Origin of the sequence: Salipiger sp. PrR003 (assembly GCF_010500785.1) — a bacterium.
Taxonomy (GTDB): domain Bacteria; phylum Pseudomonadota; class Alphaproteobacteria; order Rhodobacterales; family Rhodobacteraceae; genus Salipiger; species Salipiger pacificus_A.
In genome coordinates, this window is the sequence record NZ_JAAGOV010000059.1 from 14,754 (window position 1) to 38,094 (window position 23,341).

The 23,341-nt window shown below is 64.5% G+C and carries 28 protein-coding genes and 1 pseudogene; 15 read left to right on the forward strand and 14 right to left on the reverse strand.

Features of this window, described 5'->3' with window-relative positions; translation table 11 throughout:
* The first annotated feature begins 42 nt into the window (after positions 1-42).
* Positions 43-318 carry a hypothetical protein gene (locus G0D83_RS21475; protein WP_164196732.1) on the forward strand — a complete coding sequence of 92 codons (276 nt, stop codon included), beginning with the start codon at positions 43-45 and terminating at the stop codon, positions 316-318.
* Between the two features lie 113 nt (positions 319-431).
* Here the strand turns inward: G0D83_RS21475 and G0D83_RS21480 are convergent, their stop codons facing one another.
* From G0D83_RS21480 to G0D83_RS21525, 10 genes are all read right to left on the reverse strand, one after another.
* Complete coding sequence (locus G0D83_RS21480; protein ID WP_164196733.1) at positions 432-926, reverse strand: hypothetical protein; 495 nt, start codon at positions 924-926, stop codon at positions 432-434.
* 92 nt (positions 927-1,018) lie between these two features.
* The gene (locus tag G0D83_RS21485; protein WP_164196734.1) at positions 1,019-1,819 is read right to left on the reverse strand and encodes a hypothetical protein; all 801 of its coding nucleotides are present in this window, start codon (positions 1,817-1,819) and stop codon (positions 1,019-1,021) included.
* A gap of 84 nt (positions 1,820-1,903) precedes the next feature.
* Positions 1,904-2,452 carry a hypothetical protein gene (locus G0D83_RS21490; protein ID WP_164196735.1) on the reverse strand — a complete coding sequence of 183 codons (549 nt, stop codon included), beginning with the start codon at positions 2,450-2,452 and terminating at the stop codon, positions 1,904-1,906.
* A complete protein-coding gene (locus G0D83_RS21495; RefSeq protein WP_164196736.1) occupies positions 2,449-3,009 on the reverse strand; it encodes a helix-turn-helix domain-containing protein in 561 nt (186 codons plus the stop codon). Before G0D83_RS21495 ends, G0D83_RS21490 begins: the two co-directional genes overlap by 4 nt.
* Positions 3,006-3,572 (reverse strand): MT-A70 family methyltransferase, encoded by a 567-nt coding sequence (locus G0D83_RS21500; protein ID WP_203595636.1) that lies wholly within the window; start codon positions 3,570-3,572, stop codon positions 3,006-3,008. Before G0D83_RS21500 ends, G0D83_RS21495 begins: the two co-directional genes overlap by 4 nt.
* Positions 3,569-3,994: a hypothetical protein gene (locus tag G0D83_RS21505; RefSeq protein WP_164196737.1), complete on the reverse strand. Its 426-nt coding sequence runs from the start codon at positions 3,992-3,994 to the stop codon at positions 3,569-3,571. The genes G0D83_RS21500 and G0D83_RS21505 overlap by 4 nt, the downstream gene beginning before the upstream one ends.
* Before the next feature lie 8 nt (positions 3,995-4,002).
* The gene (locus G0D83_RS21510; protein ID WP_164196738.1) at positions 4,003-4,428 is read right to left on the reverse strand and encodes a RusA family crossover junction endodeoxyribonuclease; all 426 of its coding nucleotides are present in this window, start codon (positions 4,426-4,428) and stop codon (positions 4,003-4,005) included.
* Positions 4,428-4,934 (reverse strand): hypothetical protein, encoded by a 507-nt coding sequence (locus G0D83_RS21515; protein WP_164196739.1) that lies wholly within the window; start codon positions 4,932-4,934, stop codon positions 4,428-4,430. The genes G0D83_RS21510 and G0D83_RS21515 overlap by 1 nt, the downstream gene beginning before the upstream one ends.
* A 305-nt stretch (positions 4,935-5,239) precedes the next feature.
* Positions 5,240-5,641 carry a hypothetical protein gene (locus G0D83_RS21520; RefSeq protein ID WP_164196740.1) on the reverse strand — a complete coding sequence of 134 codons (402 nt, stop codon included), beginning with the start codon at positions 5,639-5,641 and terminating at the stop codon, positions 5,240-5,242.
* A 69-nt stretch (positions 5,642-5,710) separates the two neighbouring features.
* Positions 5,711-5,908 (reverse strand): hypothetical protein, encoded by a 198-nt coding sequence (locus G0D83_RS21525; protein WP_164196741.1) that lies wholly within the window; start codon positions 5,906-5,908, stop codon positions 5,711-5,713.
* An 85-nt stretch (positions 5,909-5,993) separates the two neighbouring features.
* Here G0D83_RS21525 and G0D83_RS21530 point away from each other — a divergent pair, with 85 nt between their 5' ends.
* The 13 genes from G0D83_RS21530 (at position 5,994) to G0D83_RS21585 (ending at position 15,956) form a co-directional block, all read left to right on the forward strand.
* On the forward strand, positions 5,994-6,623 hold the full coding sequence (locus G0D83_RS21530) for a helix-turn-helix transcriptional regulator (RefSeq protein ID WP_164196742.1): 630 nt from the start codon (positions 5,994-5,996) through the stop codon (positions 6,621-6,623).
* Entirely contained in the window at positions 6,620-6,826 is a 207-nt protein-coding gene (locus tag G0D83_RS21535; RefSeq protein ID WP_164196743.1) for a hypothetical protein, read from the forward strand. The genes G0D83_RS21530 and G0D83_RS21535 overlap by 4 nt, the downstream gene beginning before the upstream one ends.
* An 832-nt stretch (positions 6,827-7,658) precedes the next feature.
* A complete protein-coding gene (locus tag G0D83_RS21540) occupies positions 7,659-7,988 on the forward strand; it encodes a hypothetical protein (protein ID WP_164196744.1) in 330 nt (109 codons plus the stop codon).
* A 286-nt stretch (positions 7,989-8,274) separates the two neighbouring features.
* Positions 8,275-9,348, forward strand: coding sequence for a hypothetical protein (locus G0D83_RS21545; RefSeq protein WP_164196745.1), 1,074 nt, complete (start codon positions 8,275-8,277; stop codon positions 9,346-9,348).
* Entirely contained in the window at positions 9,348-9,485 is a 138-nt protein-coding gene (locus G0D83_RS21550) for a hypothetical protein (protein ID WP_164196746.1), read from the forward strand. Before G0D83_RS21545 ends, G0D83_RS21550 begins: the two co-directional genes overlap by 1 nt.
* A gap of 4 nt (positions 9,486-9,489) precedes the next feature.
* A complete protein-coding gene (locus G0D83_RS21555) occupies positions 9,490-10,437 on the forward strand; it encodes a PD-(D/E)XK nuclease-like domain-containing protein (RefSeq protein ID WP_164196747.1) in 948 nt (315 codons plus the stop codon).
* An 11-nt stretch (positions 10,438-10,448) separates the two neighbouring features.
* A complete protein-coding gene (locus tag G0D83_RS21560) occupies positions 10,449-11,546 on the forward strand; it encodes an AAA family ATPase (protein WP_164196748.1) in 1,098 nt (365 codons plus the stop codon).
* Positions 11,543-11,827 (forward strand): hypothetical protein, encoded by a 285-nt coding sequence (locus G0D83_RS21565; RefSeq protein ID WP_164196749.1) that lies wholly within the window; start codon positions 11,543-11,545, stop codon positions 11,825-11,827. Before G0D83_RS21560 ends, G0D83_RS21565 begins: the two co-directional genes overlap by 4 nt.
* Complete coding sequence (locus G0D83_RS21570) at positions 11,827-14,043, forward strand: DNA cytosine methyltransferase (RefSeq protein ID WP_164196750.1); 2,217 nt, start codon at positions 11,827-11,829, stop codon at positions 14,041-14,043. Before G0D83_RS21565 ends, G0D83_RS21570 begins: the two co-directional genes overlap by 1 nt.
* A 286-nt stretch (positions 14,044-14,329) precedes the next feature.
* Positions 14,330-14,602, forward strand: coding sequence for a DUF4031 domain-containing protein (locus G0D83_RS21575; RefSeq protein ID WP_164196751.1), 273 nt, complete (start codon positions 14,330-14,332; stop codon positions 14,600-14,602).
* On the forward strand, positions 14,599-14,724 hold the full coding sequence (locus G0D83_RS32560) for a hypothetical protein (protein ID WP_255455859.1): 126 nt from the start codon (positions 14,599-14,601) through the stop codon (positions 14,722-14,724). The genes G0D83_RS21575 and G0D83_RS32560 overlap by 4 nt, the downstream gene beginning before the upstream one ends.
* 18 nt (positions 14,725-14,742) lie before the next feature.
* Positions 14,743-14,907, forward strand: coding sequence for a hypothetical protein (locus tag G0D83_RS21580; RefSeq protein WP_164196752.1), 165 nt, complete (start codon positions 14,743-14,745; stop codon positions 14,905-14,907).
* A complete protein-coding gene (locus G0D83_RS21585; RefSeq protein ID WP_164196753.1) occupies positions 14,904-15,956 on the forward strand; it encodes a tyrosine-type recombinase/integrase in 1,053 nt (350 codons plus the stop codon). The genes G0D83_RS21580 and G0D83_RS21585 overlap by 4 nt, the downstream gene beginning before the upstream one ends.
* A 252-nt stretch (positions 15,957-16,208) precedes the next feature.
* On the opposite strand, the gene G0D83_RS21590 is transcribed toward G0D83_RS21585, so the two are convergent.
* Genes G0D83_RS21590 through G0D83_RS21600 form a run of 3 tightly spaced genes read right to left on the reverse strand, consistent with a single transcriptional unit; the run spans position 16,209 to position 19,529 of the window.
* The gene (locus tag G0D83_RS21590) at positions 16,209-17,093 is read right to left on the reverse strand and encodes a sulfotransferase (RefSeq protein WP_164196754.1); all 885 of its coding nucleotides are present in this window, start codon (positions 17,091-17,093) and stop codon (positions 16,209-16,211) included.
* A gap of 1 nt (position 17,094) precedes the next feature.
* Entirely contained in the window at positions 17,095-18,339 is a 1,245-nt protein-coding gene (locus G0D83_RS21595) for a glycosyltransferase family 4 protein (protein WP_164196755.1), read from the reverse strand.
* Complete coding sequence (locus G0D83_RS21600; protein WP_164196756.1) at positions 18,336-19,529, reverse strand: glycosyltransferase; 1,194 nt, start codon at positions 19,527-19,529, stop codon at positions 18,336-18,338. The genes G0D83_RS21595 and G0D83_RS21600 overlap by 4 nt, the downstream gene beginning before the upstream one ends.
* 872 nt (positions 19,530-20,401) lie before the next feature.
* Here G0D83_RS21600 and G0D83_RS32825 point away from each other — a divergent pair.
* Positions 20,402-20,833 (forward strand): annotated as a pseudogene (locus G0D83_RS32825) (right-handed parallel beta-helix repeat-containing protein); the annotation flags it as partial.
* 2,035 nt (positions 20,834-22,868) lie between these two features.
* Here the strand turns inward: G0D83_RS32825 and G0D83_RS21610 are convergent.
* The coding region (locus tag G0D83_RS21610) for a UDP-glucose/GDP-mannose dehydrogenase family protein (RefSeq protein ID WP_164196758.1) at positions 22,869-23,341 on the reverse strand (473 nt) is incomplete at its 5' end.

Sequence of the window (23,341 nt, forward strand, 5' to 3'; positions counted from 1 at the left end):
ATCAAATCGCCCGAAGAGTAGTCTCACCAAGGAGTAACGAGAATGAAGTACAGCGTGCAGTATCAGCAGTGGTCGGAGCATTCCGGGCGCCCCGCCGAGACTCTGTCATCAGCAGACCGAGACGACATTTCAGCAGCAGAGTTTGCAGCACTCCCGCAAGTCGGCGATCATGTAAATCTACTCAATTTCGATGGAGGCCCAGAGTTGACCGGCGTGGTGACCTCGCGGCTTTTTACTCTTGGAAAAGGTTTCACCGGCCTCACGATCGTCGTGCACGACCACCCAGAGACTGACTGGGGTCAGCTTATCAAAGAGTGAAAAAATAAATGCGCCCGGCAGGGACATTCCCTCCGGGCGCAGAAACGTTGCTGGCACCTTGTCTACCCACCTTTTTTTTTCGCGGTCAAGCGTGGGACTACGAGACTAACCGACTATTCCAGTGCGCCAGTGTCGGTGACCGAAGCACGGCGGCGCCATTGGAGTATACGATCAACAACCCGTCGGATCACAAGAAACAAAACAAGCGCAACAATAACAACGCCAATCAACCCAATCGTGTCGACATTGAATGCGCTCGGATTCATCAAGAACGAGACAAGTTCGAAAGAGAAACCGCTGACGCCGCCTAACAGGCCGCCGACGAGCGCTCCCACCCCAATCACTGCGAGCGCAGGAAGCCCTACAGCAGTTCCCATCGCAGCAACCCCGATCCCACCTACGGTTGCTGCAAGACCACCACCAATTGCAGCACCACCGAAGAAGCCTATGGCGGGCGCTAGCAGGCGAACGAGATAACTCTTCTCCTGAATAAAATATCCTGCGGCTGCAAACACAAAGAGCAGCGCCAAAAAGCCAGCCAAAACTGAGGGCAGATAAGGGATAGCGCGAATAAGAAAACGCTCCCAAAGGCTAGCAATCCAACTCATAAAGAAACCTCACACATCGATTGGCTCGCAGAGCACCTCACAGTATTTTCTAACGACTGCCCGTTGTGCTCGCAAGGGACATGCTCGCGCTCCTAGTCGAGGCGTTTCCAAGGCATCATCGGGGGCAGCTCGTCCGTGACGCTGAACCAGCGCAGCGATGCGCGCTGCAGCGCCCCGCGAACGGCCAGCAGACAACCGCGCCACTCGAGGTACATCCGCCGCGCGGCGGCGATCTGCACGGCTGTCGGCGAGACAGTGACCGGCGTGAAAAGCACCTCGTCCTCGACGATGGCGCCCTTGCGGTTGCGGCGCTTCTGGTGCGGCCAACCCCCGGCTCCAAGCCGCGCTGCGTCGGCAGTCCGACCCCTGGCACCGCCCCGGCCATAGACCCACTCGATCGGCAGGATGCGCGGCGCGGCGTCCCGCATCCAGTCCGGCTCACGCCCGGCCCGCGCCAAATCAGCGACGAGGCAGGCGGCCGACCACGGCAGCACCGAGCGCACGATGCTGGCGATGATCTCGGCGTCCTCTGCGGGCTCTGACCGGCCCGGCGAGGTATCGATCGCTACCTTGCCCAACATGTGCCGTTCGAAGATCAACTGCTCCATGCTGATGCCCTTGCGCTGACCACCCGCCGACGCGCCGAGCTCGTCGAAGTCGAAGCTGGCCTTCTCGGTTTGGAAGGCCCACTCCAGCGCTGCCTTGACCGGCATCTCGGCGGGGACGCTCCGCGGCGCAGGGGTCCTGCCCGCAGGTTCGCGCCCAGTCACCGGCAGCGGTCGTCGTGGCCTGAGATTGGAAGGCACACGCGGCTCGACCCGCTGCACCTGGCCCTCTGCAATCGCCTGTTCGATCGCGGCACGCTCTTCCGGCGTGATCCTATCCTGCCCCATCGTTCTTCCTTCGTCACTCGTATCGCGTGGAGATGGCAATGAAATTGGCCCTCGGCCTCAAGAAATCGGCGGCGGGCTTCGCGCTCATTCCGCTGCCCTCATGCCGAAGAACGCCGCGGCGACTTCGCCGTACTTGCCGACGAGGTGGGCCCGGGCGCCGTCCTCACCCCAGACCACAGCAGCTGCTCGGGCGGATGCCTGGCGGTAGCGCTGGAGCGTGTCTCGCCGGATGGCGCCAGCGTTCGCCAGCCTAACGCCCGCGATGCCCCAGACGATCGCTTCGGGGACCGGCCGTCCGGCGTTCATGTCCGCGGCGCTCGCGTCGTCGTGGCTGCTCGGGGTGAAGGTCTCCGGTGAGGCCTTGGAGCTGCCGCCACGGATGGCGCTGACGAACTCGTCCGGCGTTGGCCACGACCAGCCCTTGTGGGAGCGGGTCACTTCATCGAACATCCGCTCGAGCGAGCCACGGATTTCGTCGTCGTTTCCGATCGGCAGGCGGGCGTTGATCGCCTTGATGGTGCGACGGAGCATTTCGGCCTGTGCCTCAGCGTCGAGGGCCCGGGGCGGTGCCAGCGGCCCGAGGTAATCCGAGAGACCTCTGGCGATGATGGCCTTGCGTTCGTCGTAGTTCATAGCCGTTCCTCCAGCAGACGCTTCACTTCATCCGAAACTCCAAATCGAGATTCCCTCTTCCGCCCCCCACCGGGGGGTTGGGGGGGTGGTTCTATTTGGGTTCCTATTGGGTTTGGGTGACACTGTGTCACCCCATGGGGTGACGGTGTGTCGGGGGTGGGGTGACACTCTGTCGGGGGTGACACTGTGTCGGGGGTCATATCTTGTGTCTCCGCGTCTACATCTTGTATTGACGGGTGACGCTCTATCGGGGGTTGCGGCGTGGAATCGTCGCACTTTTCGACCATTTTGATCCGGATCGCGTACTCGAAGGTGAAGCCATTCCGGTGCTTTTTGCGGCCGACCTCGACCAGGAAACCGGCCTCGATAAGGGCGTCGATCGTCCTCTGGACAGTCCGGTCGGTCGTCTCCAATTCCCGCGCCATCCGGGCCTTGGATGCCCAAATTCCGGAGCCGTCGTCGCTCGCCATATCTGCCATCAGAAGGATGAGGGACTTGGCTGTGAAGCCCACTCCGAGCTTCTTGCGGCGCAGGAGCGATATGACGTGGTTGCTCATGCTGCGAACCTCCCGACTTCGTTCCCCATGACGTCCCAGCCGGCGCGCTCCTGTCGGCTGAAGAGCTCGATGCGGCGGACATTCGGCACGAGTTGCTCGGCAGCCGCGAAGGCCTCGTCCGGCTTACGGCTGTGCTCGCGCACCGGCCCTTCAATGACCGACCGCACGTTGCGCGCGGTCTTCGGGCTGCCGATGGTGCCTATGAGGAACGGCTCGCCCGCGCAGCGCAGCACATAGCCGGTGCCGAAGGCCTGCTTGCCGTTGGAGGTCTTCTTCGACCAGTGGCCGGCGGTCTTGAAGGCAAAGCCCCACGCGGCCATGACCTCAAAGGCCTGCGGCAACAGCGGGTTGGTCGTCCACAGCCACAGGACGCAGTCCGGCGCGGCGATGTGGCCGACGGGCAGTTCCTTGATCCAGTCGAGCGGCGTGCAGTCGTACTTCGCCGAGGCGTTCTTGTGCTCGCCCTTGGCGGACCAGTTTTCGTACTGCCAAGGCGGGTCCGCCATGATCATGCCATAGCGGAAGAGAGGGACTTGCTCGATCGACTGGAAGATGTGCGTCATGACGCGCGGTTCCACACTCGATCGGTGGCGCGCTGCTCGGCCGCTGCGACGGCGGCCATGCGGCGGCCCGCCTGCAGCTGCCTGAACTCGGCCATGCTGATTGAGGCACGCCCCAGGCCTGTTCTGCGCGGGTATCCGAAGCGCGTCGCGACGTTGCGGATGGTGCGCTCGCTCACGCCGAAATGCTCGGCAATGGCGCTCGTGAGGACATTGGCATCCCACATCGCCCGTAGCTCCGGGCCATCCACCAGTGCGGGCGCCGGACCCTTCTTGCGAGGCGGCAGACCGCGTCTGTTCGCGCGATGGTTCACCGCCGAGTCTGTGATGCCGAGCACAGCGCCGATTTCGGCCTGCGTCATCGGGCTGAACCACATGCGAGCGAACTCGGCGTGGGAGACGGTCTTTCCTCGGTGGGCGGACATGCGGGCTCCTAGAGTGCGGCTTGGGCGTCGTCGGTGAGGGGCTCGACGCGGACGAAGGTCTCGGCGTGGGTTCCCCAGCGCTTCACGCAACGGACATCCGCGACTTGGCAGTCATCGGACCAAGCGATTCGGTTCAGGCCGTCCTTGATCGATTTGAGGAGGTTGTCCCCGTCAGGCTTCTGGATGTGGAAGCCCCCGAGGGCCGCGGCCTTACGCTTCTTCGTCCACGACTTCGGGATCTCGAAGATCGCCACGATGCGAAGGCGGACCGGCCCCTCGAAAGGGACCGGGAAGTCAGGCCGCGCAATCTCCGCAACCTTGCGTTCGAAGCTCACCGTCTCGCCCGGCGTGTAGACGCGAGCTCGGCCGGCGACAGCTGCCGCTTTTGGCCGCTGCTTGGCGAATGGCTTACCGGGGATGGTGAACTCGACCATCAGTCAAAGTCCTCGGGCTTGGGCAGACCGCGGGGCGCAGCGTCGTCGTCGTCGTCGTCGGCCCTCTGAAGCCAATCGCCCTGGTCCGGCGAGGGCTTGGCATCGGAGCGCGCACCCATGAAGTCCTCGCTGTCGATCATGACGATCTGCACGATGCTGCCGACGTGCTCACCGAGAACGGTGCGATTGTGCTCGATGTTGCTGCAGGTGATCTTGGCTTCGATCCCCTTCTCGCCCTTGATCTTTACCTCGCCGAGCGAAACGACCGCGTGGTCGAATTCGTGGCGCGTGACTTCGCGCACCGCGGCGCGGACGATGCTCTTGGCCGCGAGTTCCAGGCCGTTGATGATCTCGGCCTGCTCCGCCTCGTTGCAGAGAGCCCAGCTGGTCTTCATGGTCTGGATGCGCTGGAGCATTGCGTCCCGGCAGTCGCCGAAGAGCGTGTCGAGTTGCATTTCGGGCTCCTGCCCTTCCATGTCGTGTTCGAAATTGGCACGTGCGTTCATGGTTTCCTCAGAGTTGAAGCTGCTGAGCCCCGCAGCCGGGCGGTCATGGTGTGAAGAAAGGGGCCGGAGCGCTTGGCCCCGGCCAGGTGCTGCTCAGGCGTCGGAACGCGCCTGTAGAGGGAGCAGAGAGAACGGCCTTTCGACCTTCGGGGCCCGTTGGGCCGAGTTGCCGCCATGCGTGCAGGCTCGAGCCGCACAGCTGGTCGATCCGTTGTGAGTGGCGACGGCAAAGAAGCGCGCGGCGAACCTGTGGGAGGAAGGTCCGCCGCCCTCACCGGCCGGGAGGAGGATGGCTGGTGTCTGGGTCATCCTTGGTTCTCCACGTGGCGAACCAGACGGTTGAGCACTTCAAGAGCCTCCGGCCCCTCCTTCATGATCGCGGCGGCGTCTCCTTTCGCAGCAAGAGCGAGCAGCGCAGGGCCGACATCGGCCAGTTCGCGCATTGCGCTCATGATCAGGACATCACGCTCGACTTGCTCGGCGCTCCGCTCCCTGCGGGCGAACATCAGTTCAGTGATGGGCCAGCGCCCCACCTCGTCTTCGAGCGCTCCGTAGTGCTCGGCGCCGATCGCGGCGTGGCCGTTCATCTGCTTCGAGATCGTGCCCTTCTCGCAGCCGATAAGGTGCGCGGCAGCCTCGACGCCGCCGAAATCCGACACGAGCTGCTTGTAGAGCGCTCTGATCGCCGGGCCGCGGTATACCTGCATGAGAAACCTCGTTTTCTTGGGTATTGTTTTGCGCTGGCCCATGTTCGAGGCATGGAACAGTGTTTGGGTTCAGGTGGCGGAAGGTTCAGCAGTCGCCGCCATGTAGGCGCGGAGGCGCTCAGCAACATCGAGAGTGCAGCTCTTTCCGCCCTTGAGGCGCGCATAGAGTCTGCTGTTGCCGACCCCGCGGCTGGTGACGGTCGCCGGGGCCAAGCCTTGCTTGCGAGCAAATGCCTCGATTTCAGCAATGAGATGTTCTCTGGTCATGCTGCACTATAGGGATAATTATCCCCTTTCAGCAAGGGATAATCGTCGCCTAGCAGCGATGTTCGGCTCGGACTATTGTCCCCGCATGGCCATGACCTTCGCAGACGCACTCAAGAAGGCGATATCCGCCCGAGGGCTATCCCTTCGGAAGATCGCGGAAGCATCAGGCGTTTCCTACGAGCAGCTCAAGAAGGTCGGACAAGGGAAATCCAAAACCACGAACGTGGATGACGCGCAGCGCGTGGCGTCTTCCTTGGGTCTTTCCCTGGACCAGTTTCTCTCAGGCGCCTTCGACCCCGAGGAAACCATCTCCATTGCCGGCAAGGTCGGCGCGGGCGCGCAAGTTCCCGTATTCGACGCATACGCCAAAGGCGACGGCCCTCAAGTCGAGTGCCCGCCGGGCCTATCTCCGCACGGTGTCGTCGCCGTTGAGGTGGTCGGCGACAGCATGGAGCCCGTGTACAGCGCAGGCGACCTGCTCTTCTACACCCGCGAGACGCACGATGGTGTGCCCGACGAAGTTGTTGGCCATCGGTGTGTGGTCGAGGATGTGGGCGGCATGGGCTGGGTCAAGCAGGTGAAGGCTGGCGACGAACCCGGATTGTTCCACCTGATTTCGCTGAACCCCGGCGCAAACACCATGTGGAATGTGCGGCTCAAGTGGGCCGCGCGCGTGCGGCTGCACTGGCCTGCCGAGTTTGCGAAAAAACGATGACACCTCGTGAGTTCGAGCTAGAGCGCCAGCTAATCGAAGTCCGCAAGGCAGCGGTCGAAATGCTGGTCGGTATGGCCCGGGGCGCGGCAAGCACTCATGCGGGCCGGGAGGATATTGCGAAAAGCTTTGACGAAGTTGCGAAATCAGGAAGTGGTGAAGCGCAGCGTCTGGCGAGACTCGTGGCGGCGGCGCTGAGGGGCTGAGAATTTGGAGAAGGCAGACATTGCGATCCTGATCGCGACCGCTAGCGCCTTATTCACAGGATGGCAAAGCTACAGCGGTCATGTGGTGGCCACAGTCACCAAAAGCCAGAACAGGCGCAAGAGGCCAGTTTTCGAGATTTCACACTCGGCCAGCCGCCATTTCCCTGGTTGGCATTCAGTGAGTATCACAGCTAGAAATTTTGAGCCTATCTCCATCCAGGTCGAAGCGATCAGGTACTCGAAGAAGGGGGTAGTACTCTTGAGCTCGGATCATCAATGGGTTGAGCCTCGCGGCTACCCGCCTGAAGAGGTGACTGTGCTCCCTGAGCAGGATGCGAAAAGAGAGATTTCCATATCTCGCTCCATAGGTGCGGCGGGATCGCAGGCATCACAAAATTCGAGCAGCCATACACCTAGACCGACGGAGTACCTAACGTGCTTTGCCAAAGGCAATTTCGAACCCCGTCACCTAGAGGTCGTCTGGCGTTGGGCCGACGGTCAGAAAAGATAACCGCCTGCCCAAAGTGAGAACCCTAGGGAAAAAAGGCTGAGCCCGAAACCTGCGACGCTCCGACGAAACGCCTTTTGCGCGATCTTGGCCATTTCTTCTTCATCCATATCTCTTCCCTCCACCCCGCTCCGGCGGGGTTTTTCTTTGCCGCTACCACCGCGCTGACAGGTGGATTGTAGCACGCTGGTTCATGTGACGCGATAATGATGGGGATTTTTATCCCCTTTCATGTTGACGGGGATATTTGTCCCCTGTAGCTTCTCCCTACACCCCGCCGAAGAGGCAGCGCCAATCGCGGGGATTTCCACAGGGAGACCTCACATGGACACCTTCAGCATCGAACTCGACGACATGGCGATCCCCGTCGCTGTTGCGTCGTACGACGCCGAGTACCAGCCGGCAGAGCCCGACGTCGGGATCATGCACGGCGGGTTCGCGGTGACCTCCATTGAAATCGAGGACTGGCACATCGGCGGGCTCCACCTGTCGCGCGCCCAGCTCGCGCAGGCTATCGGAGAGGACGCCGTGTCGAAGCTCGAAGAGGATGCCTCCGACAAGATCGTCGCCGAGCTGGAGGCCGAGAGCTCCACTCAGGACGACTACGGCGACTACCTCCGCGACCTCCACCTCGACCGCATCGCGGCTGAGTGAGCCGGATGCATCGCCTTCTTCTCGCCCTTCAAGTCATTGCCGCTGGCGCGCTCGGCGCCACGGCGCTGTCCATCGCCGCCGCGATTGTGCGGGCGGCCCAGACACCGGGACCGTACTGATGAATGATCTTTCCCCCAATACGGAGCTGGCCCTTCCGGAGCCGACCAGCCTCGCAGCGATCCTCAAGAGCGGTGACGGCCTCGACGCCCTTCTCTCGCAGCTTGAGACCGCGGCGCGGGCGGAAGCTTCCAGCCTCGATGCCACGTCGAAGAAGGGCCGGGACGCCATGAAGTCGCTGGCCTACCGCGTGAGTCAGTCCAAGGCCGAGTTGGATCGCCAAGGCCTCGCCCTGACCGAGACCGCCCGCAAGGAAATCGACGCCGTCAACGCTGGGCGCCGTTCGGCGAAGCAGCGCCTCGACGCGCTGCGCGATGAGGTCAAGAAGCCTGCGCTCGACTGGGAGGCCGCGGAAGAGCAGCGCGTGGCGCGGCACAAGGAGGCCCTCTCCGTCTTCGACGTCGACCACATCACCGCGCTCTGCACGGCTGACGAAATTCGCCCCGCTCTGGCCGCGGTCGAGGCATCCGACCTCGACGAAAGCTGGGAGGAATTCCAGCCGATCGCCGAGGCTGCCAAAGAACGCGCCCTGAAGAAGCTGCGCGCAGACCTGTCGACCGCTGAGCATCGCGAGGCCGAGCAGGCTGAGCTTGCCCGCCTCCGGGCGGCCGAGGAAGAGCGCCAGTGGGTCGAGGCTGAGAAGCGAAAAGCGGAGGAAGAAGCTAAGCGCCAGGCCGAAGAAGCTGCCGCAGCCGCTGCCAGGCTAGCCGAGCGCGCAGAAAACGCCCGTGCCTACATCAATCAGATCGGTATCGGGCTCATCGCCGGGAACCCGCAGTCGTTCGGAATCCTCATCTACGAGCTCGAAACTAAGCTTCCGCCGCTGATCGCCGAACTGGGAGAGCACGCCTCCGCGCTCGAAGAGCTGCGCATCGCCACGCTGTCCACGGTCAACGAGAAGATGGAGCAGAAGCGCGTCGAGGACGAGGCTCAGGCAGAGCGCGAACGTCAGGCGGCAGTCGAGCAGGCCGCGAAGGAGGCAGAAGATCGCTACCAGCGCGAGATAGCCGAGGCAAAGGCGCGCGAAGAACGCGCCGCCGAGGCTGAGCGCGAGCGCATTGAGGCCGAGAAGCGCGAGCAGGAGCAGGCCGCCGACAAACGCGCAGCGGACAAGGCGCACCCCGTTCGCATCCTCCAAGAGATCGCTGACGCCCTGGGCGCGATGGCAGGAGCGGCGACGCCCGCCCTGATCGCCGAAGCGCTCCTCGATGGCCGCATCCCGCACGTGAAGGTGACGCTGTGATGATCCTCACCAACCTGAAGACCGGGGCTTGGGTCCCGGTCCAGTCCGAGGCCGCCGGACGCCAAGCGGCGATGGCCATGGGGTGGACCGACTTCACGCTCGAGCCTCGGCATCCTGCAACCACGATCGGAGAATGAGCACATGACGACGACCCTGCCCTTCGGCGTGCACTATGGCGTCTCGGACGATGCCTATCACGCTGACCCCGCCCCGCGCCCGAGCCTTAGCTCGACGCTGGCGCGCGTGGTTCTCGACCACTCTCCGCTCCACGCCTGGTGGGCACACCCGCGCCTCAACCCGGACTTCGAGCCGGTGGAGAAGAAAACCTTCGACATCGGCCGGGCGGCGCACCGCGCGGTACTCGGTGCCGGCGGCGACTATGTGGCGATCCCGGAAGAGATGCTCGCCAGCAACGGCGCAGCCAGCACAAAGGCTGCCAAGGAATTCATCGGGGCAGCACGCAGCGTGGGGCAGACGCCGCTCAAGGTCTCCGAGGTCTCTCAAATCGAGGCGATGCGCGAGCGAGTGCATGCCCGGCTCGCCGAGATGCAGATTGAGCTCGACAGCAGCTGCTCGGAAACGGTGGTGCTGGCCGACGTAGAGGGGACCGTCTGCCGGGTGATGATCGACAACGCCCCGCGCGACCCGCGCCTACCGCTGTATGACTTCAAGACCACCACCGACGCCTGCCCGGACCACTGCACCAGGGCGGTCATGAATTACGGCTATGACGTGCAGGCCGCCTTCTACCTCGAGGCATGGAAAGCCGCGACCGGCGAGGATCGCGCGTTCCGGTTCATTTTCCAGGAGAAGGCCGCTCCCTACGAGGTCTGCATTGTCGAGCTGTCCTCTGACGATCTCGACATGGCGCGCAAGAAGACCCGACGTGCCCGCGAAATCTGGCAGCAGTGCATCTCCTCGGGCCACTGGCCGGGCTACCCCGCCGGGATCCACCGCGTCGAACTTCCCGCGTGGTTCCAGGAGCGCTGGCTCGAGCGCGAGAGCTCCGAGGGCGAATATCGCCGCCGTTACGGCCACGACATCCTCGATCAGGCGCGCCGCTGGCAGTCGCCCATCGCAGCAGAGTGAAAGATACCCCTATGAACGCGCACATCCGCTTTATCCCTGTCACCGAGATCCACGATCCTCTCACGCTCTCTATCGGCCTGTCGGGCGGCTCGGGCACCGGAAAGACCTATTCTGCCCTGCTGATGGCCCGTGGGATCGCCGAGACCGTGACTGGCCGCCCCGGAGCGCCGATCGGCTATGTCGATACCGAGAACAAGCGGGCCCTGCACTACAAGCAGGCCTTCCCCGAGATGATGCACTTCGACTTCCAGGCGTTGGACCACTCGGGCAACGTCGTCGGCTTCCCTCCAGAGCGCTGGATCGAGGTCATCGATGCGGCAGAAGAGGCCGGTCTCCCCGTCGTGATCCTCGACAGCTTCAGCCACGCTTGGGAGGGCGTCGGCGGTGTCCTCGATCTGCATGCCCAGACGCTCGACCGGCTGACCCGCGGCGACGACAGCAAAAAGGATGCCCGCTCGCAGCTCGCGTGGGCCGAGGTCAAACCGCGATACCGCCGCCTCATCGACCGCATCGTGCGCGCCAACACCAACATCATCATCTGCACCCGCGCGAAGCCTGTCATGCAGAAGGGTTTCGGCAACAGCTCAGTCAACGCCCGCAAGACGAAAACCCGCCGCGAGGACGTACCGTGGGACCCGGCGTCCGACGCAGACCTGATGTTCGAGATGACCACGATGGTGATCCTCGACCCCTCCGCGCCGGGCTGTCCTGTCCACCAGATCAAGGTGGCCGACCAGTTCAAGGGGCTGCTCGACCCGCGCCGCCCCATGGGTGTCGAGACCGGCCGCGCAATGGCGGAGTGGGCCAAAGGCCAGGGCAACGCCCAGAAGCAGAAGGAGCTCCTCGACCGGGCCCGCACCGAAGCGCGCAAGGGCAAGGAAGCCTTCATGACCTTCTGGAACAGCCCGGAAGGCAAAGAGCACCGCGAACTGCTACGCACGATCCTCGAGGAGTGTCAGCGCTTGGCGCACGAGGCCGAAGCCAAGGCCGAGCAGAACGACGACGACCCCTTCGGCCTGCCGCCGGTGGGCGACAGCCTGACCGACGAGCAGCGCGCCGAGATGGAGGCCGCTGAGCGCGCATTCCGTGAGCAGGGAGAGCAGGGATGAGCATGACAGAACCTGACACCCTGCGCGTCACCGGACGTGCCGCCGAGCGCGAGTACCGCAAGAGCGACAGTCTGCCTCCCCTGCGCGACTACAATGGCGATGGCCTTCGAGACAAGATCGAGATGGAGCGCAAGGATCGCCTTCTCCTTGAGGGCTGGTGGTTCGCCGTGCTGGTTTTCCTGATCCTCGTCCTGCTGGGCCTCTGGTTCATCGCAACCGGGGTTGAGCAGCTGGCGGCCCTGATCCGCGCGGCGTCGGCTTGGCTCGAGGGGTGGCTCTGATGCGCGACACCTTCGATTTCCCCGAGCTGCCCGACCGCGCCTACACCGGCCTGCCGCTGATCGTCGACAGCTTCGCCGGCGGCGGCGGAGCCAGCACTGGCATCGAGACGGCGCTCGGCCGCGGGCCCGACATCGCGATCAACCACAATCCGGCGGCGCTGGCGCTGCACGCGGCGAACCACCCCGAGACGCTGCACCTGTCCGAGAACGTCTATCGCGTCGATCCACTCGACCATCTCGCAGGCAAGCACATCGGCCTCATGTGGTTCAGCCCGGACTGCAAGCACTTCAGCAAGGCCAAGGGCGGCAAGCCCGTGGCGCGGAACATCCGTGATCTCGCGTGGATCATCCCCGGGTGGATCGAGCGCATCCAGAAGAGCGGCGGCCGCGTCGACGTGGTGCTGATGGAGAACGTCGAGGAGTTCGCGGGCTGGGGCCCGCTGATCGAGACCGAGCGCGGCTTGATGCCCTGCCCGGCCCGCAAGGGCGAGACCTTCGCCGCATGGTGCAAGGCGATCCGCAAGCTCGGCGGGAAGATCGAGCGCCGCGAGCTGCGCGCCTGCGACTACGGCGCCCCGACGATCCGCAAGCGGCTGTTCGTCTGCATCCGGTTTGACGGCCAGCGCATCGTATGGCCTGCGCCCACGCATGGCGCGCCGGACTCGGACGAGGTTAAGTCGGGCAAGCTGCAGCCGTGGCGCACCGCGGCGGAATGCATCGACTGGTCGCTGCCCTGCCCGAGCATCTTCGACAGCAAGGCCGAGATCAAGGAGAAGCACGGGCTGCGCGCCGTGCGGCCGCTGGCGAACAATACCCTCGCCCGGGTGGCCAAGGGGCTGCGCCGCTATGTGCTCGACGCCGAGCGTCCCTTCCTGGTCAATCTAACCCACGGCGCGCGCACCGAGGATCTCGACGATCCCCTGCGCACCGTGACCGGCGCGAACCGCGGCGAGAAGGCCCTTGTTACCCCGTCGCTGGTGAGCATCGCCCACGGCGACAGCGGCGGCCGCCGGGAATACCCGCTGACCGAGCCGCATGGCGTGGTGACCGCGGGCGGCATTTCGCATGCCGTGGTCGCGCCCGCGCTCGCCACCTACTACGGGCACGGCGAAGGCCGCGGCACTCGCGCTGCCACGCTTGGCGAGCCCCTTCGGACTGTGACCTGCGAAAACCGGCACGCGCTCATCGCCCCTTCCATCGCCAAGTTCATGACCGGCGCGACGGGAAGCGACATCGCGGCACCGCTGCCCACGGTCACCGCCAACAGCTACCTCAAGCGCCCGGGCGGCGCGGCACCGCTCGGCATCCTCGCACCACTGCTGGCCAGCTTGAAGGGCACCACGCGCCGCATGGGCCCCGTGGCGCAGCCTCACCCCACCGTCTGCGCCGCGGGCAATCACAGCGCCGTCGTGGCGCCGGTGCTGACCTATGCGCAGCAGGGCGGCCGCTGCCGGTCGATCGAGGATCCGCATCACACGATCTGCGCGAGCAAGAAGGACCAGAACAGCGTAATCGCCGCGACCATGGTGCATGTCGGGAACGGCGAGCGGAAAGGCCAGGCGCCTCGCGCGCTCGACATCACCGCGCCGCTGAACACCGTCGTCGCCGGCGGTGTGAAGCAATACCCGGTCGCGGCTTACCTCGCCCAGCAGAACAACGACCTGCGGGGCGTGCACCCGGGCCGTCCCGCCAGCGAGCCGATCTCGACCGTCACGAGTTCCGGCAGCCATCAGACACCTGTCGCCGCATGGCTGGCCAAATACTACGGCACCGGCGACGGCGCCCCGGCACATGGGCCGATGCACACGGTCACCACCAAAGACCGCATGGGCCCGATGCAGGCCGAGGTAGCCGCCCCGCCCTTCGACGAGGCGCACGCGCCGCGGGCCCGCCAAGTGGCCGAGCTGCTGCGCGCGCACGGGCTCTGGGATGACCGCGAGTTCGTCACCCTCGAGATCGGCGGCACGTCCTTCGTCATCGTTGACGTGGGCATGCGGATGCTCACCCCGCGCGAGCTCTTCAACGCGCAGGGCTTCCCCTCCGACTACGTGATCGAGGGCGTCTGGCGCGAGGAAGGAGGCGAATGGGAGTTCGAGGCCTTCCCGAAGGACGTGCAGGTTTCCTGCGTCGGGAATAGCGTCTGCCCGCCACTGGCCGAGGAGCTGGTGCGGGCGAACTGCGCGCACCTGGTCGAAGCTCGGGAGGTTGCCGCATGAGTGGCGTCGCCCACCAAATGCCCCGGATTGGGGGGACATTTTCCAAACCGGGGCAACTGGTAATACAAAAGTTCTGTCTTCAAAAGTTTGCCCTTCCTCTCAGAACCGGGGAAATTCCGGCTATCTGCACCAAGAGGTCTTCGGGCGTATCAGTCCACTCACGGACCTCGTTCACGCTGCGTCACTTTCTTGCCTCAGTCGAGAAGGCTCAGCCTCCGATTGTCGAGATTCCTGTGGATAACAACCGCCGGAAAATCCGCAATCTAGATGTGGTGGGAGTGGCAGCATGACCGTCTACGTCGACGACATGTACCGCACCGAGATGGGCCGCTTCCGGCACATGAAGATGAGCCACATGATCGCGGACAGTACCGACGAGCTGCTCGCCATGGCGGACCGGATCGGACTGAAGCGGAAATGGCTGCAGAAGGCCGGCACCGCTGACGAGCATTTCGACATCGGCATGGGGCTCCGCGCCAAGGCAGTCGCCGCCGGTGCGGTCGAGATCAGCATGCGCGAGCTCGCGATGAAGTGCCAGGCGCGGAGGTCACCACCATGACCGACCTCTACACCGCCTTCGTCATCATCTGCGCCGCGATCCGCCCGGTCCACATGCTGATGAGGCTCCCCGCCGCCAGAGCGCGCCGCCGGCGCATCCAGCAGTTCTATCAGTCCAGCTAACCACCGGAGACCTGAGACATGGGACACCGTTTCAGCCTGACACAGAAGCAAGTGCAGGACCTCATTGCCATGACGCCGCCAGGATACGTGCCCAGCGTCACCGTGACCTTTGCGAGATCGAAAGATCAGCATCAAGATGCCGCCACGAAAGACGCCAACCCAGCGGACCTCATCGAACCATGACCAAGGGAAAAGAGCTGCCGAGCTACATCCATCGCCGCAAGCGCGACGGCGTCCTCCTCTTCCGCAAACGATATGCCGGGAAGATCGTGGAAATTCGACTTGAGACGCAGTTTTCAGAAGATGAGCCGGTCCCATTTGCGCTTCACCAGGAGCGCGAGCGCCTACTCAATGCGCCATCTCCGGTGCCCAGCGGCAAGGATGTTGCGGCGGTCATCCGCGCGTATCGCGCCGCTCCCAAATACCGCGACCTGAAACGCCGGACGCGTGATGACTATGAGAAGCACCTGCCCTACTTCGAGGACAAGCTTGGGCACCTCGCGCCGCGGCAAATCGAGCGCCACCACGCCATCGCCTGGCGCGATGCTTGGGCAAAGAAGAAGAGCGCCCATTTTGCAAACTACAGGCTGCGTGTGCTGTCGATCGTGATGGAACACGCGAAGGACATGGGGCTGCTGACCAAAGCCGAGGAGAACCCGGCCAAGGGCATCAAGGCGCTGAAGTACGAGAAGCAGGACCGAGAGCCATGGCCTGACACCAAGGTTGCCGAGTTCCGTAAGGCATATCCTTACGGGACCCGAGAGCGCACGCTCTTCGAACTCTGTCTCGGCACCGGGCAGCGGATCGGCGACGTGCTGCGCATGCAGTGGGGGCACATCAGGGGCGACACCATCTTGGTCAGCCAGAGCAAGACTGGCGCGAGGCTCGAAATTCCGCTCACGCCGCACCTCGCGGCAGCACTCGACGCCATCGAGAGAAAAAGCCTCTTCATCCTGACCAAGGATATGTCGAAGACCAAGCGCCCGGGGCAATGGGAGTATCGCGGAGCATCAGACGCCATGCGCGCCGCTCGGAAGGCGGTGGGTGCAGAAGCCTACGACCTGCACGGGCTGCGCTATACTGCAGCTGTCGAGCTGCTCCTCGCAGGCTGCAGCGATGACCTGATCGCGGCCGTCACAGGCCAGAGCGCAGCCATGGTCAGGCACTACACCCGACACGTTCGCCAGCGCGTCAGAGCACGCGAAGCGCAGCAAAGAAGAGACCGGATTTGACGATATTTAAGTGCCACACATTCCCGGTTTGTTTCGGGTTTGTCCTAGGCATTCGCCGCACACAAAATGTAATATTTTCTGAGGCTTGATGCGGGATTTGCAATCCGCTGCGTCACCACTCCGCCAACTCGCCGGGGGTGTGGCACTCCTTAAGTTCCCGGCGGAGTGGCGTCAAGCAGATATCGGAGCTGCGCGACCAGGGCGACGCCAAGGCGCCGATGAGGCGGGGACCGATGCCCGTCTCCCTGCCCTTCAGCCCATAACCGTCGGGGCAAGGTAGCCGAAACGCTCGATGATCGCGGCGCAATTTTGCTGGATCATCCCCGCCACCTCCGGCGCGAGGCGGGCCGATGCAGCCTTGCCGGCATCCTCCCGCACGAGAGCCGAGATTCCTCCCCGGACCAGGCCCTCCTCCGCGGGGCGCCGCCCTGTCTCGCGTCGTCGTCGCCCGTTCGGCAACAGGCCCCGTGTCGCAGGGGTTTCGAAACCGCAATGATCAAAGACCTCGTCCACGGTCCGGGCGAGGTCGCTGACGATATCCTCGTGCCGCACCAGCTTCAGCGGCAGGCCGCGCTGCTCGAGGCGCAGCAGGGTCTCGCCGAAATACCGGTAGAGGGCCATGATCTCGGCCGGATCGCCGCCACGGGCCATCATGGTCTCGCAGGTGTCGTAGGGATCGCGCACCAGACCGACGAAGCGGGCCCCGGGGTAGAGCCGGTCAAGCTCCGTTGCGAGGCCGATGTTGTAATTCAGCACCTCGACCAGCATCCGCCCCCGCCCCGAGGGCAGGCCCGGCCCCAGCCCTCGCGCAGCGAGCGCGCGCTTGTAGCGGCGCACCTCGGGCAGGTTGCGGTCGGTCGCACGGGCCAGCTCGCGGGCGATCCAGGCGCGGTCGCGCGGGCGCAGCGGGCCGGGGGCGCACCGCGGATTGAGGATGTCACCGCTGCGCAACAGCGTGGGAAAGTAGCTCGCAAGAGCCTTCAGGGCCTCGGCGCGCGGCACCGGTGCCGGGCGGAGCACCTCGTGAATGGCGCCCTCGGGCCAGACGGTGTCGCGATGGGCGCGCAGCGCGTCGTGCAGTTGATCGCTGCCGCCGCGCTGCAGGCCGAGCAGGAAGATCGGGGCCGTGTCGCTCATCTCAGCGCCTCCCCGCCGTGGCGGCGCGGGTGCCGGCGCCCAACTCGACATATTGTGCCAGCAGCGAGGTCGCGGTCTGGCGGATGTCGTAGCTCTCGGCCACTGTGCGCAGCGCGGCCTCGCCAAGCCGGGCGCGGCGCTCGGCATCGGTCGCCAGCTGCGCCAGCGCGGTGGCCAGCGCCTGACGGTCGTCGACCTCGAACAGCAGTCCGTTCTCACCATCGCGCATGAAGTCCATGGCGCCCCCGGTGCGCGCGGTGATGCAGGCCAGACCCGAAGCACAGGCTTCGAGCAGGGCGTTGGACAGACCCTCGCGCGCCGAGGGCAGCACGAAGACATCCACCGCCCGCAGCAGGTTGGGCATGTCAGCCACATGGCCAAGCATACGCACCCCGGGCTGCTCGAGCAGCGCGGCAGGGATCTCATCGCCCTCGCCGAAAGTTGCATGGTAGCCCGAGCCCGAGGCGCGGTTCGCCCCGGCGATGGCGAGCGTCGCCTGCGGGATGCTTTCGCGGACGTCCGACCAGGCCTCGAGCAGCAGCGGCAGGCGCTTCTGCGCCGCAAGCCGCCCGGCAAAGAGAAAGAGCGGCCCTGCGGGCAGGCCGAGGCTCAGGCGCAGCTTGTCCTTCTCGACCGGGGTACGGGCGGGGCAGAAGCGCGCGCCGTCCACGCCGTTGGGGATGTACCGCAACTTCGCCGCTGGCACCCCGAGTTCGGTCAGCTCGGTCTCGATCTCGCGGCTCACCATCGGGAACCGGTCGACGGCCCGCGCCATATAGGCCAGCCGCTGTCGGCCGAGCGGCTTGCTGGCGATGGACGTCGCCTCGCCGCCGCACATGGGCTTGGCAAGCAATGGCGCATTGGTCCAGCGCTTGCCAAGCGCCCCGGCCAGCGCCGGGGAGAAGAGCGAGTGGCAATGGATGACGTCGGGGTTCAGATCGCGCACCATGCGCGCGGCACCGAGGATGAAGCCGACGCCCTTGACCGGCTTGCGCATGGCGATGCGCCGGACCTTGACGCCGTCGATGGTCTCGGCGGCAGCAAGCCCGGGATAGCGGCGCGTGAGGATGTAGACCTCGTGCCCCTGCCCGGTCATCAGTCCGGCGAGTTGCGCCACCTGCTTTTCCGCCCCTCCGACGATCGGGTGGTAGGAGGAGATGATCATGCAGATACGCAGCGGCTGGCTGGGCGCCGGCGCGGCTGTGCCGGTCGCCCGGGTCAGGGTGGATGTGATGCCGGAGTTCATTTCGCCCCCTCCGATGCCGCTTCCGCCGTGCTTCCAAGCGGCACGGGCGCCCGCCCGGTGGTCAGCGTCGAGAGCAGCTCGACCCATTTGGCGACCATGGTTTCCTTGTCGAAAAGTGTCACCACGCGGAGCCGTCCAGCCGCGGCGTAGCGCGCGCGCAGGTCGGGATCGCCCAGCACGCTGTCCAGTGCATCGGCCAGCGCCCGCGTGTCGCCGGCCCCGACGAGGCGTCCGCTGACACCGTCCTCGAGTGCATCAGAGCATCCGTCCACGTCGGTGGAGATGCAGCAGCAGCCGCAGGCCATGGCCTCGAGCAGGGTGATCGGCAGCCCCTCCCAATGCGAGCTGAGCACATAGATGTCGAAGGCCTGCAGCGCCGCGACCGGGTCGGACTGCCAACCCAGCATCCTCACCCGGTCCGAAAGCCCCGCCGCGGCCAGCGCCAGATCAACCTCGCGCTGCAGCCGGCCTTCGCCGGCCATGACGAATTGCGCCTGCGGGTAGCGCCCGACCAGAGCGCGCAGGGACTCTATGTAGTCGAGCGGCGCCTTCTGCGGCTCGATGCGGCCCATCCAGCCTACCACGGGCCGGTCCGGGTCGAGCCCGAGCGCGCGGCGCGCCTCGGCCCGGTCCGCGGGCGGGCGAAACCGCTCCACGTCCACGCCGGTGCGGATCACGCTGACCCGCTCGGGCGGCATCAACCGTGCCTTGAGCGTTTCCCGCCGCGCCTGATCGGTCAGGGTCACGACGTGGCCGCCGAAGCCGCGGGCGACGAAATCCAGCGCCCAGTAGAGCGGCGCCTTGGCCCCCTGCACCCGACGCTGGAAGGGCATCGACGCCTGACGGTAGACAACGGGGATGCCGGTGATCCGCCCAGCGGCACGGCCAAGGAACCCCGACTTGCTGCCGTGGCAGACAATTACATCCGCCGCCTGCGCGCGGGCCGCCGCGATGACCCGGCGCAGCACCCGGGCGTCGCCGCCGAAGTCGATGCTGTAGCGCGCCATGTCCAGGGGCTCGGCGCTGAGGCCGCGCCGGGCAAGATCGGCGGCATAGGCCTCGTTGTTCTCGGAAAGGCAAAGCGTGTGGGTCCGTACTCCGATCCGCCTCAGTTCAGTCAGGAGCAGCTTGTTGTAGAGGGCGATGCCCCCGGTCGACTTGGTTACGGCTAGCAGACTGATCTGTCGCATGGGTAATCCACATAATTAGAAACAATTGGTTGATAATGTTCAAAAATCAGGTTCGCGGGACGCCACGACACGACAACGATTCGGCCCAAAATGACCCTTGCCGCGAGGGCAGCATACGCCGCTCGCCCGGATTATGCCGCAGCCGGCTTGCACCGAACAGCGCAAACTCAAGATCCGCCCATTTTTTGGGCAAAAGCTCCTCGGCAAAAACCTGCCTTTCCGGAGGCGAGACAAATCCTGTCCATTGTAGATCTATGACTTAACTTTAACGTACAAATTGCGTTGAAACTTAACTAACTACGGCGTTTCGCGATCCGGCTCACCCTCTTCGTGTGCCCCATTATCGCCTTAATTCCAATTTCGCTGCCCCCTTTGAACCGACAGAGCGCGCGGCCCGGCGATCTTTCACCGACGCCGAGTCGGCGGATTCTCACCCAATACCCCAAGGTAAAGTTGCAGACAGAATGCGTCCCGAGCGCTCCGCGAGTATCCGATAGCCACCGCAAAGGAACTACTCGCACACTACATAAAGCAACTAATCGGGACTAAGTCACATAATGGTGGACAAGAATTCAGAGCTTCTCGCGTTTGAGGGAGCGCAGGGGTTTGGTGCAAGCGCAACTGGTGGCCGTGGTGGTGAAATTGTTAAAGTTACAAATCTGAACGACTCCGGGGAAGGTTCGCTTCGCTGGGCTCTGGAAGATCTCGACGGGCCGCGCATTGTGGTTTTCGAAGTTGGCGGACAAATCGATCTGACCAGCCACATCGAAATTAACGGCGACGTCACGTTGGCCGGGCAGACTGCGCCCGGGGGGATCACCGTGACCGGCGCCCGTCTTCGGGTTGTTGAAAGCAACGTGATCATCCGTGGCATGACCGTGCGTCCGGGGGACGATCCCGACGGGCAGAACCCAGATGACCGCGACGGCATTTCGATCGGCAAGGCCGGCAACACGGTCGAGCACGTCATTCTGGACAGCAACTCGATCAGCTGGTCGATCGACGAGAACGTCGCGACCTGGGGCTCGCCGAGCAACATCACGATCTCGAACAACATCGTGGCTGAGGCGCTGAAAGAGTCTCTGCACCCGAAGGGTCAGCACAGCATGGGCATGCTGATCGGCGACCACAGCTCGAACGTCAGCGTCATCGGCAACCTGCTTGTCAGCAACAAGTTCCGCAACGCGCTGATCAAGGATGACGCGAAGAACATCGAGTTCATCAACAACGTCATCTACAACTACGGCAACGAAGGCCTCGTCGCGGCGGGCGCCTCGACGGTGCACGTGATCGGCAACACCTTCATCAAGGGCGAGGACTCCAGCGGTCGCGAAGCCATCCGCTTCATCGGCAGCACCGGCGAGGCCGCGTACTACGTGTCCGACAACGTCGGCGAGATCGGCGGCGAGAACACCTCGCAGATCGAAAAGAACTTCGTCTTCGACCCGGCCACGACCGAGGTGATGTCGGCGGCCGAAGCCCTCGACTGGATCCTCGCGAACGCCGGCGCGCGCGTCAACGGCGAGCTGAGCGACATCGACCAGCGCATTATCGACAGCGTGATCAATGAATCCAGCAAGCTGATCGACTCGCCGGATGATGTTGGCGGTTACGGCAAGCACACGCCCGTCGACGCGCTGAAGGACAGCGACGGCGACGGCATTCCCGACCATTACGAGAAGATCATCGGCTCCAACTCCAGCGTCGCGGACGCCAACAAGGATGCGGACGGCGACGGTTTCTCGAACATCGAGGACTACATCAACGGCCTGCTCGATGGCTTCTCCGATACGGTCACCGATGGCGACGATATCGGCGGCGACATCTCCGACGTCACCGACGGCTCGGATGAGACCACCATCGTGGGCGGCGGCGATTCCACCGGCTCTTCCGTCGGCACCGTGATCACCGTCGAGGCGGAAGATCTCGTGCTCACCGAAGGCTGGGCGACCAAGTCGCTGTCCGGCTCCTCGGGCGGCAAAGTGATCCAGAACGAGAGCGGCGAGCTGCAGAGCGCCTCGCTGGCCTTCGACGGCGACGCCGGGGTCTACAGCCTCACCGTCAACTACTACGACGAGAACGACGGCGTGAGCACGCTGGCGGTCCTCGTCAACGGCGAGCAGGTCGCGACTTGGGACTGGAACCAGGAGCTGGGCAGCGCGCTGGCCAACAAGACCACCCTCACCTCGAAGGTGATCGAGGGTCTCGAGCTCAAGGAAGGTGACGTCGTCACCCTGCAGGGCCAGCACGATCGCAGCGAGCCGCTGCGCATCGACACCGTCAGCCTCGAGATGACTGCCGAGATCGAGGACTCGCTCGTCGACACCGGAACTGGAACCGGCCCTGAAGTCGGCACCGGCAACATCGACGCGATCGGCACAGTGATCTCTGTCGAGGCCGAAGACCTCGAGCTCACCGACGGATGGGTCGTCAAGTCGCTGTCCGGCTCCTCGGGAGGCAAGGTCATCCAGAACGAGAGCGGCGCGCTGCAGGATGCCTCGCTGGCCTTCGACGGCGACGCCGGGGTCTACAGCCTCACCGTCAACTACTACGATGAGAACGACGGCGTGAGCTCGCTGGCGGTCCTCGTCAACGGTGAAAAGGTCACGAGCTGGGATTGGGATGAGGATCTGGGCAGCGCCCTGGCCAACAAGACCACCCTCACCTCCAAGGTCGTCGAGAACCTCGAGCTGAAAGAGGGGGACGTCGTCACGCTCCAAGGCCAGCACGATGGCCGCGAGCCGCTGCGCATCGACACGGTCAGCCTCGAGATGACCGGCCTCAGCGACGGGTCCAGCGACGGTTCCAGCGAACAGGCCGCCAGCAGCTCCGGCGAATGGCTGTGGATGGAAGCAGAGACCTTCCAGTTCGACTCGAGCGTCAAGAAGGGCTTCGGCGTCTCCGACATCGCGGCCGCCTCCGGTGGCCACGTGCTGAGCGCGCTTGGCAATGCCGAGGCAACGGCGACCTTCGACGGGGAAACCGGCACCTATGACATCGGCGTCGACTATTTCGACGAAACCGATGGCGTGTCCTACCTCGAGGTCAGCGTCAACGGCGAGGTCGTCGACTCCTGGCACTGGGATGCCGACCTCGGCGATCGCCTGGCGAACAAGAACACGCTCACCCGCCATGTCATCTCGGATGTCGAGATCGAAGCAGGCGACGAGATCGTGCTCGCGGGCCATGGCGACAGCGGCAACGAACCGCTGCGCATCGACGCGCTCGAGTTCATGCCGAGCGACAGCATTCTAGGCTGAGCCTCAGCGCTCTGACCGGAAAACCCTTGATCGGGCGGCGCAGGACATGCGCCGCCCGATCTGCGTTTCCGGCCTGACTTCAGGCCGTCGCGGGATCGCCGCGGCCAACGCTCTCGTAATCGCTGAAGCCAGCGGCCAGAGCATCCTCGTAGGTGTAGATATTGCGCAGATCGGCCATGCGGGGCGTTGCCATGCCCTTGGCCAGCGCCTGCAGATCAAGCGCGCGGAACTCGTTCCACTCGGTGAGGATGACCAGCAGGTCGGCGTCCTTGGCCGCGGCATAGGGATCGTCCTCCCAGGCCACGCCCGGCAGCAGCGCTTCGCCCTCACGCTTGCCCTGCGGGTCGACCACCGAGACCGAAGCCCCACCGCCCACCAGCGCCGGCACGATGGTCAGCGAGGGCGCGTCGCGCATGTCGTCGGTGTTGGGCTTGAAGGTGACGCCCAGCACGGCGACCTTCTTGCCGTTGAACGAGCCGCCGCAGAGGTCGAGCAGCTTGTCGGTCATCCGCCGCTTGGTGTCTTCATTGACCTTGATCACCGTCTCGACGA

Coding starts and splice junctions, on each gene's coding strand:
- G0D83_RS21500 (WP_203595636.1), bottom strand. CDS start 3,572: ATGACGCACATCTTCCAGTCGATCGAGCAAGTCCCTCTCTTCCGCTAT.
- G0D83_RS21550 (WP_164196746.1), top strand. CDS start 9,348: ATGATCCTCACCAACCTGAAGACCGGGGCTTGGGTCCCGGTCCAGTCC.
- G0D83_RS21495 (WP_164196736.1), bottom strand. CDS start 3,009: ATGAGCAACCACGTCATATCGCTCCTGCGCCGCAAGAAGCTCGGAGTG.
- G0D83_RS21560 (WP_164196748.1), top strand. CDS start 10,449: ATGAACGCGCACATCCGCTTTATCCCTGTCACCGAGATCCACGATCCT.
- G0D83_RS21590 (WP_164196754.1), bottom strand. CDS start 17,093: ATGAGCGACACGGCCCCGATCTTCCTGCTCGGCCTGCAGCGCGGCGGC.
- G0D83_RS21530 (WP_164196742.1), top strand. CDS start 5,994: ATGGCCATGACCTTCGCAGACGCACTCAAGAAGGCGATATCCGCCCGA.
- G0D83_RS21520 (WP_164196740.1), bottom strand. CDS start 5,641: ATGCAGGTATACCGCGGCCCGGCGATCAGAGCGCTCTACAAGCAGCTC.
- G0D83_RS21580 (WP_164196752.1), top strand. CDS start 14,743: ATGGGACACCGTTTCAGCCTGACACAGAAGCAAGTGCAGGACCTCATT.
- G0D83_RS21585 (WP_164196753.1), top strand. CDS start 14,904: ATGACCAAGGGAAAAGAGCTGCCGAGCTACATCCATCGCCGCAAGCGC.
- G0D83_RS21510 (WP_164196738.1), bottom strand. CDS start 4,428: ATGGTCGAGTTCACCATCCCCGGTAAGCCATTCGCCAAGCAGCGGCCA.
- G0D83_RS21480 (WP_164196733.1), bottom strand. CDS start 926: ATGAGTTGGATTGCTAGCCTTTGGGAGCGTTTTCTTATTCGCGCTATC.
- G0D83_RS21570 (WP_164196750.1), top strand. CDS start 11,827: ATGCGCGACACCTTCGATTTCCCCGAGCTGCCCGACCGCGCCTACACC.
- G0D83_RS21595 (WP_164196755.1), bottom strand. CDS start 18,339: ATGAACTCCGGCATCACATCCACCCTGACCCGGGCGACCGGCACAGCC.
- G0D83_RS21565 (WP_164196749.1), top strand. CDS start 11,543: ATGAGCATGACAGAACCTGACACCCTGCGCGTCACCGGACGTGCCGCC.
- G0D83_RS21575 (WP_164196751.1), top strand. CDS start 14,330: ATGACCGTCTACGTCGACGACATGTACCGCACCGAGATGGGCCGCTTC.
- G0D83_RS32560 (WP_255455859.1), top strand. CDS start 14,599: ATGACCGACCTCTACACCGCCTTCGTCATCATCTGCGCCGCGATCCGC.
- G0D83_RS21540 (WP_164196744.1), top strand. CDS start 7,659: ATGGACACCTTCAGCATCGAACTCGACGACATGGCGATCCCCGTCGCT.
- G0D83_RS21475 (WP_164196732.1), top strand. CDS start 43: ATGAAGTACAGCGTGCAGTATCAGCAGTGGTCGGAGCATTCCGGGCGC.
- G0D83_RS21555 (WP_164196747.1), top strand. CDS start 9,490: ATGACGACGACCCTGCCCTTCGGCGTGCACTATGGCGTCTCGGACGAT.
- G0D83_RS21515 (WP_164196739.1), bottom strand. CDS start 4,934: ATGAACGCACGTGCCAATTTCGAACACGACATGGAAGGGCAGGAGCCC.
- G0D83_RS21505 (WP_164196737.1), bottom strand. CDS start 3,994: ATGTCCGCCCACCGAGGAAAGACCGTCTCCCACGCCGAGTTCGCTCGC.
- G0D83_RS21600 (WP_164196756.1), bottom strand. CDS start 19,529: ATGCGACAGATCAGTCTGCTAGCCGTAACCAAGTCGACCGGGGGCATC.
- G0D83_RS21545 (WP_164196745.1), top strand. CDS start 8,275: ATGAAGTCGCTGGCCTACCGCGTGAGTCAGTCCAAGGCCGAGTTGGAT.
- G0D83_RS21535 (WP_164196743.1), top strand. CDS start 6,620: ATGACACCTCGTGAGTTCGAGCTAGAGCGCCAGCTAATCGAAGTCCGC.
- G0D83_RS21490 (WP_164196735.1), bottom strand. CDS start 2,452: ATGAACTACGACGAACGCAAGGCCATCATCGCCAGAGGTCTCTCGGAT.
- G0D83_RS21485 (WP_164196734.1), bottom strand. CDS start 1,819: ATGGGGCAGGATAGGATCACGCCGGAAGAGCGTGCCGCGATCGAACAG.
- G0D83_RS21525 (WP_164196741.1), bottom strand. CDS start 5,908: ATGACCAGAGAACATCTCATTGCTGAAATCGAGGCATTTGCTCGCAAG.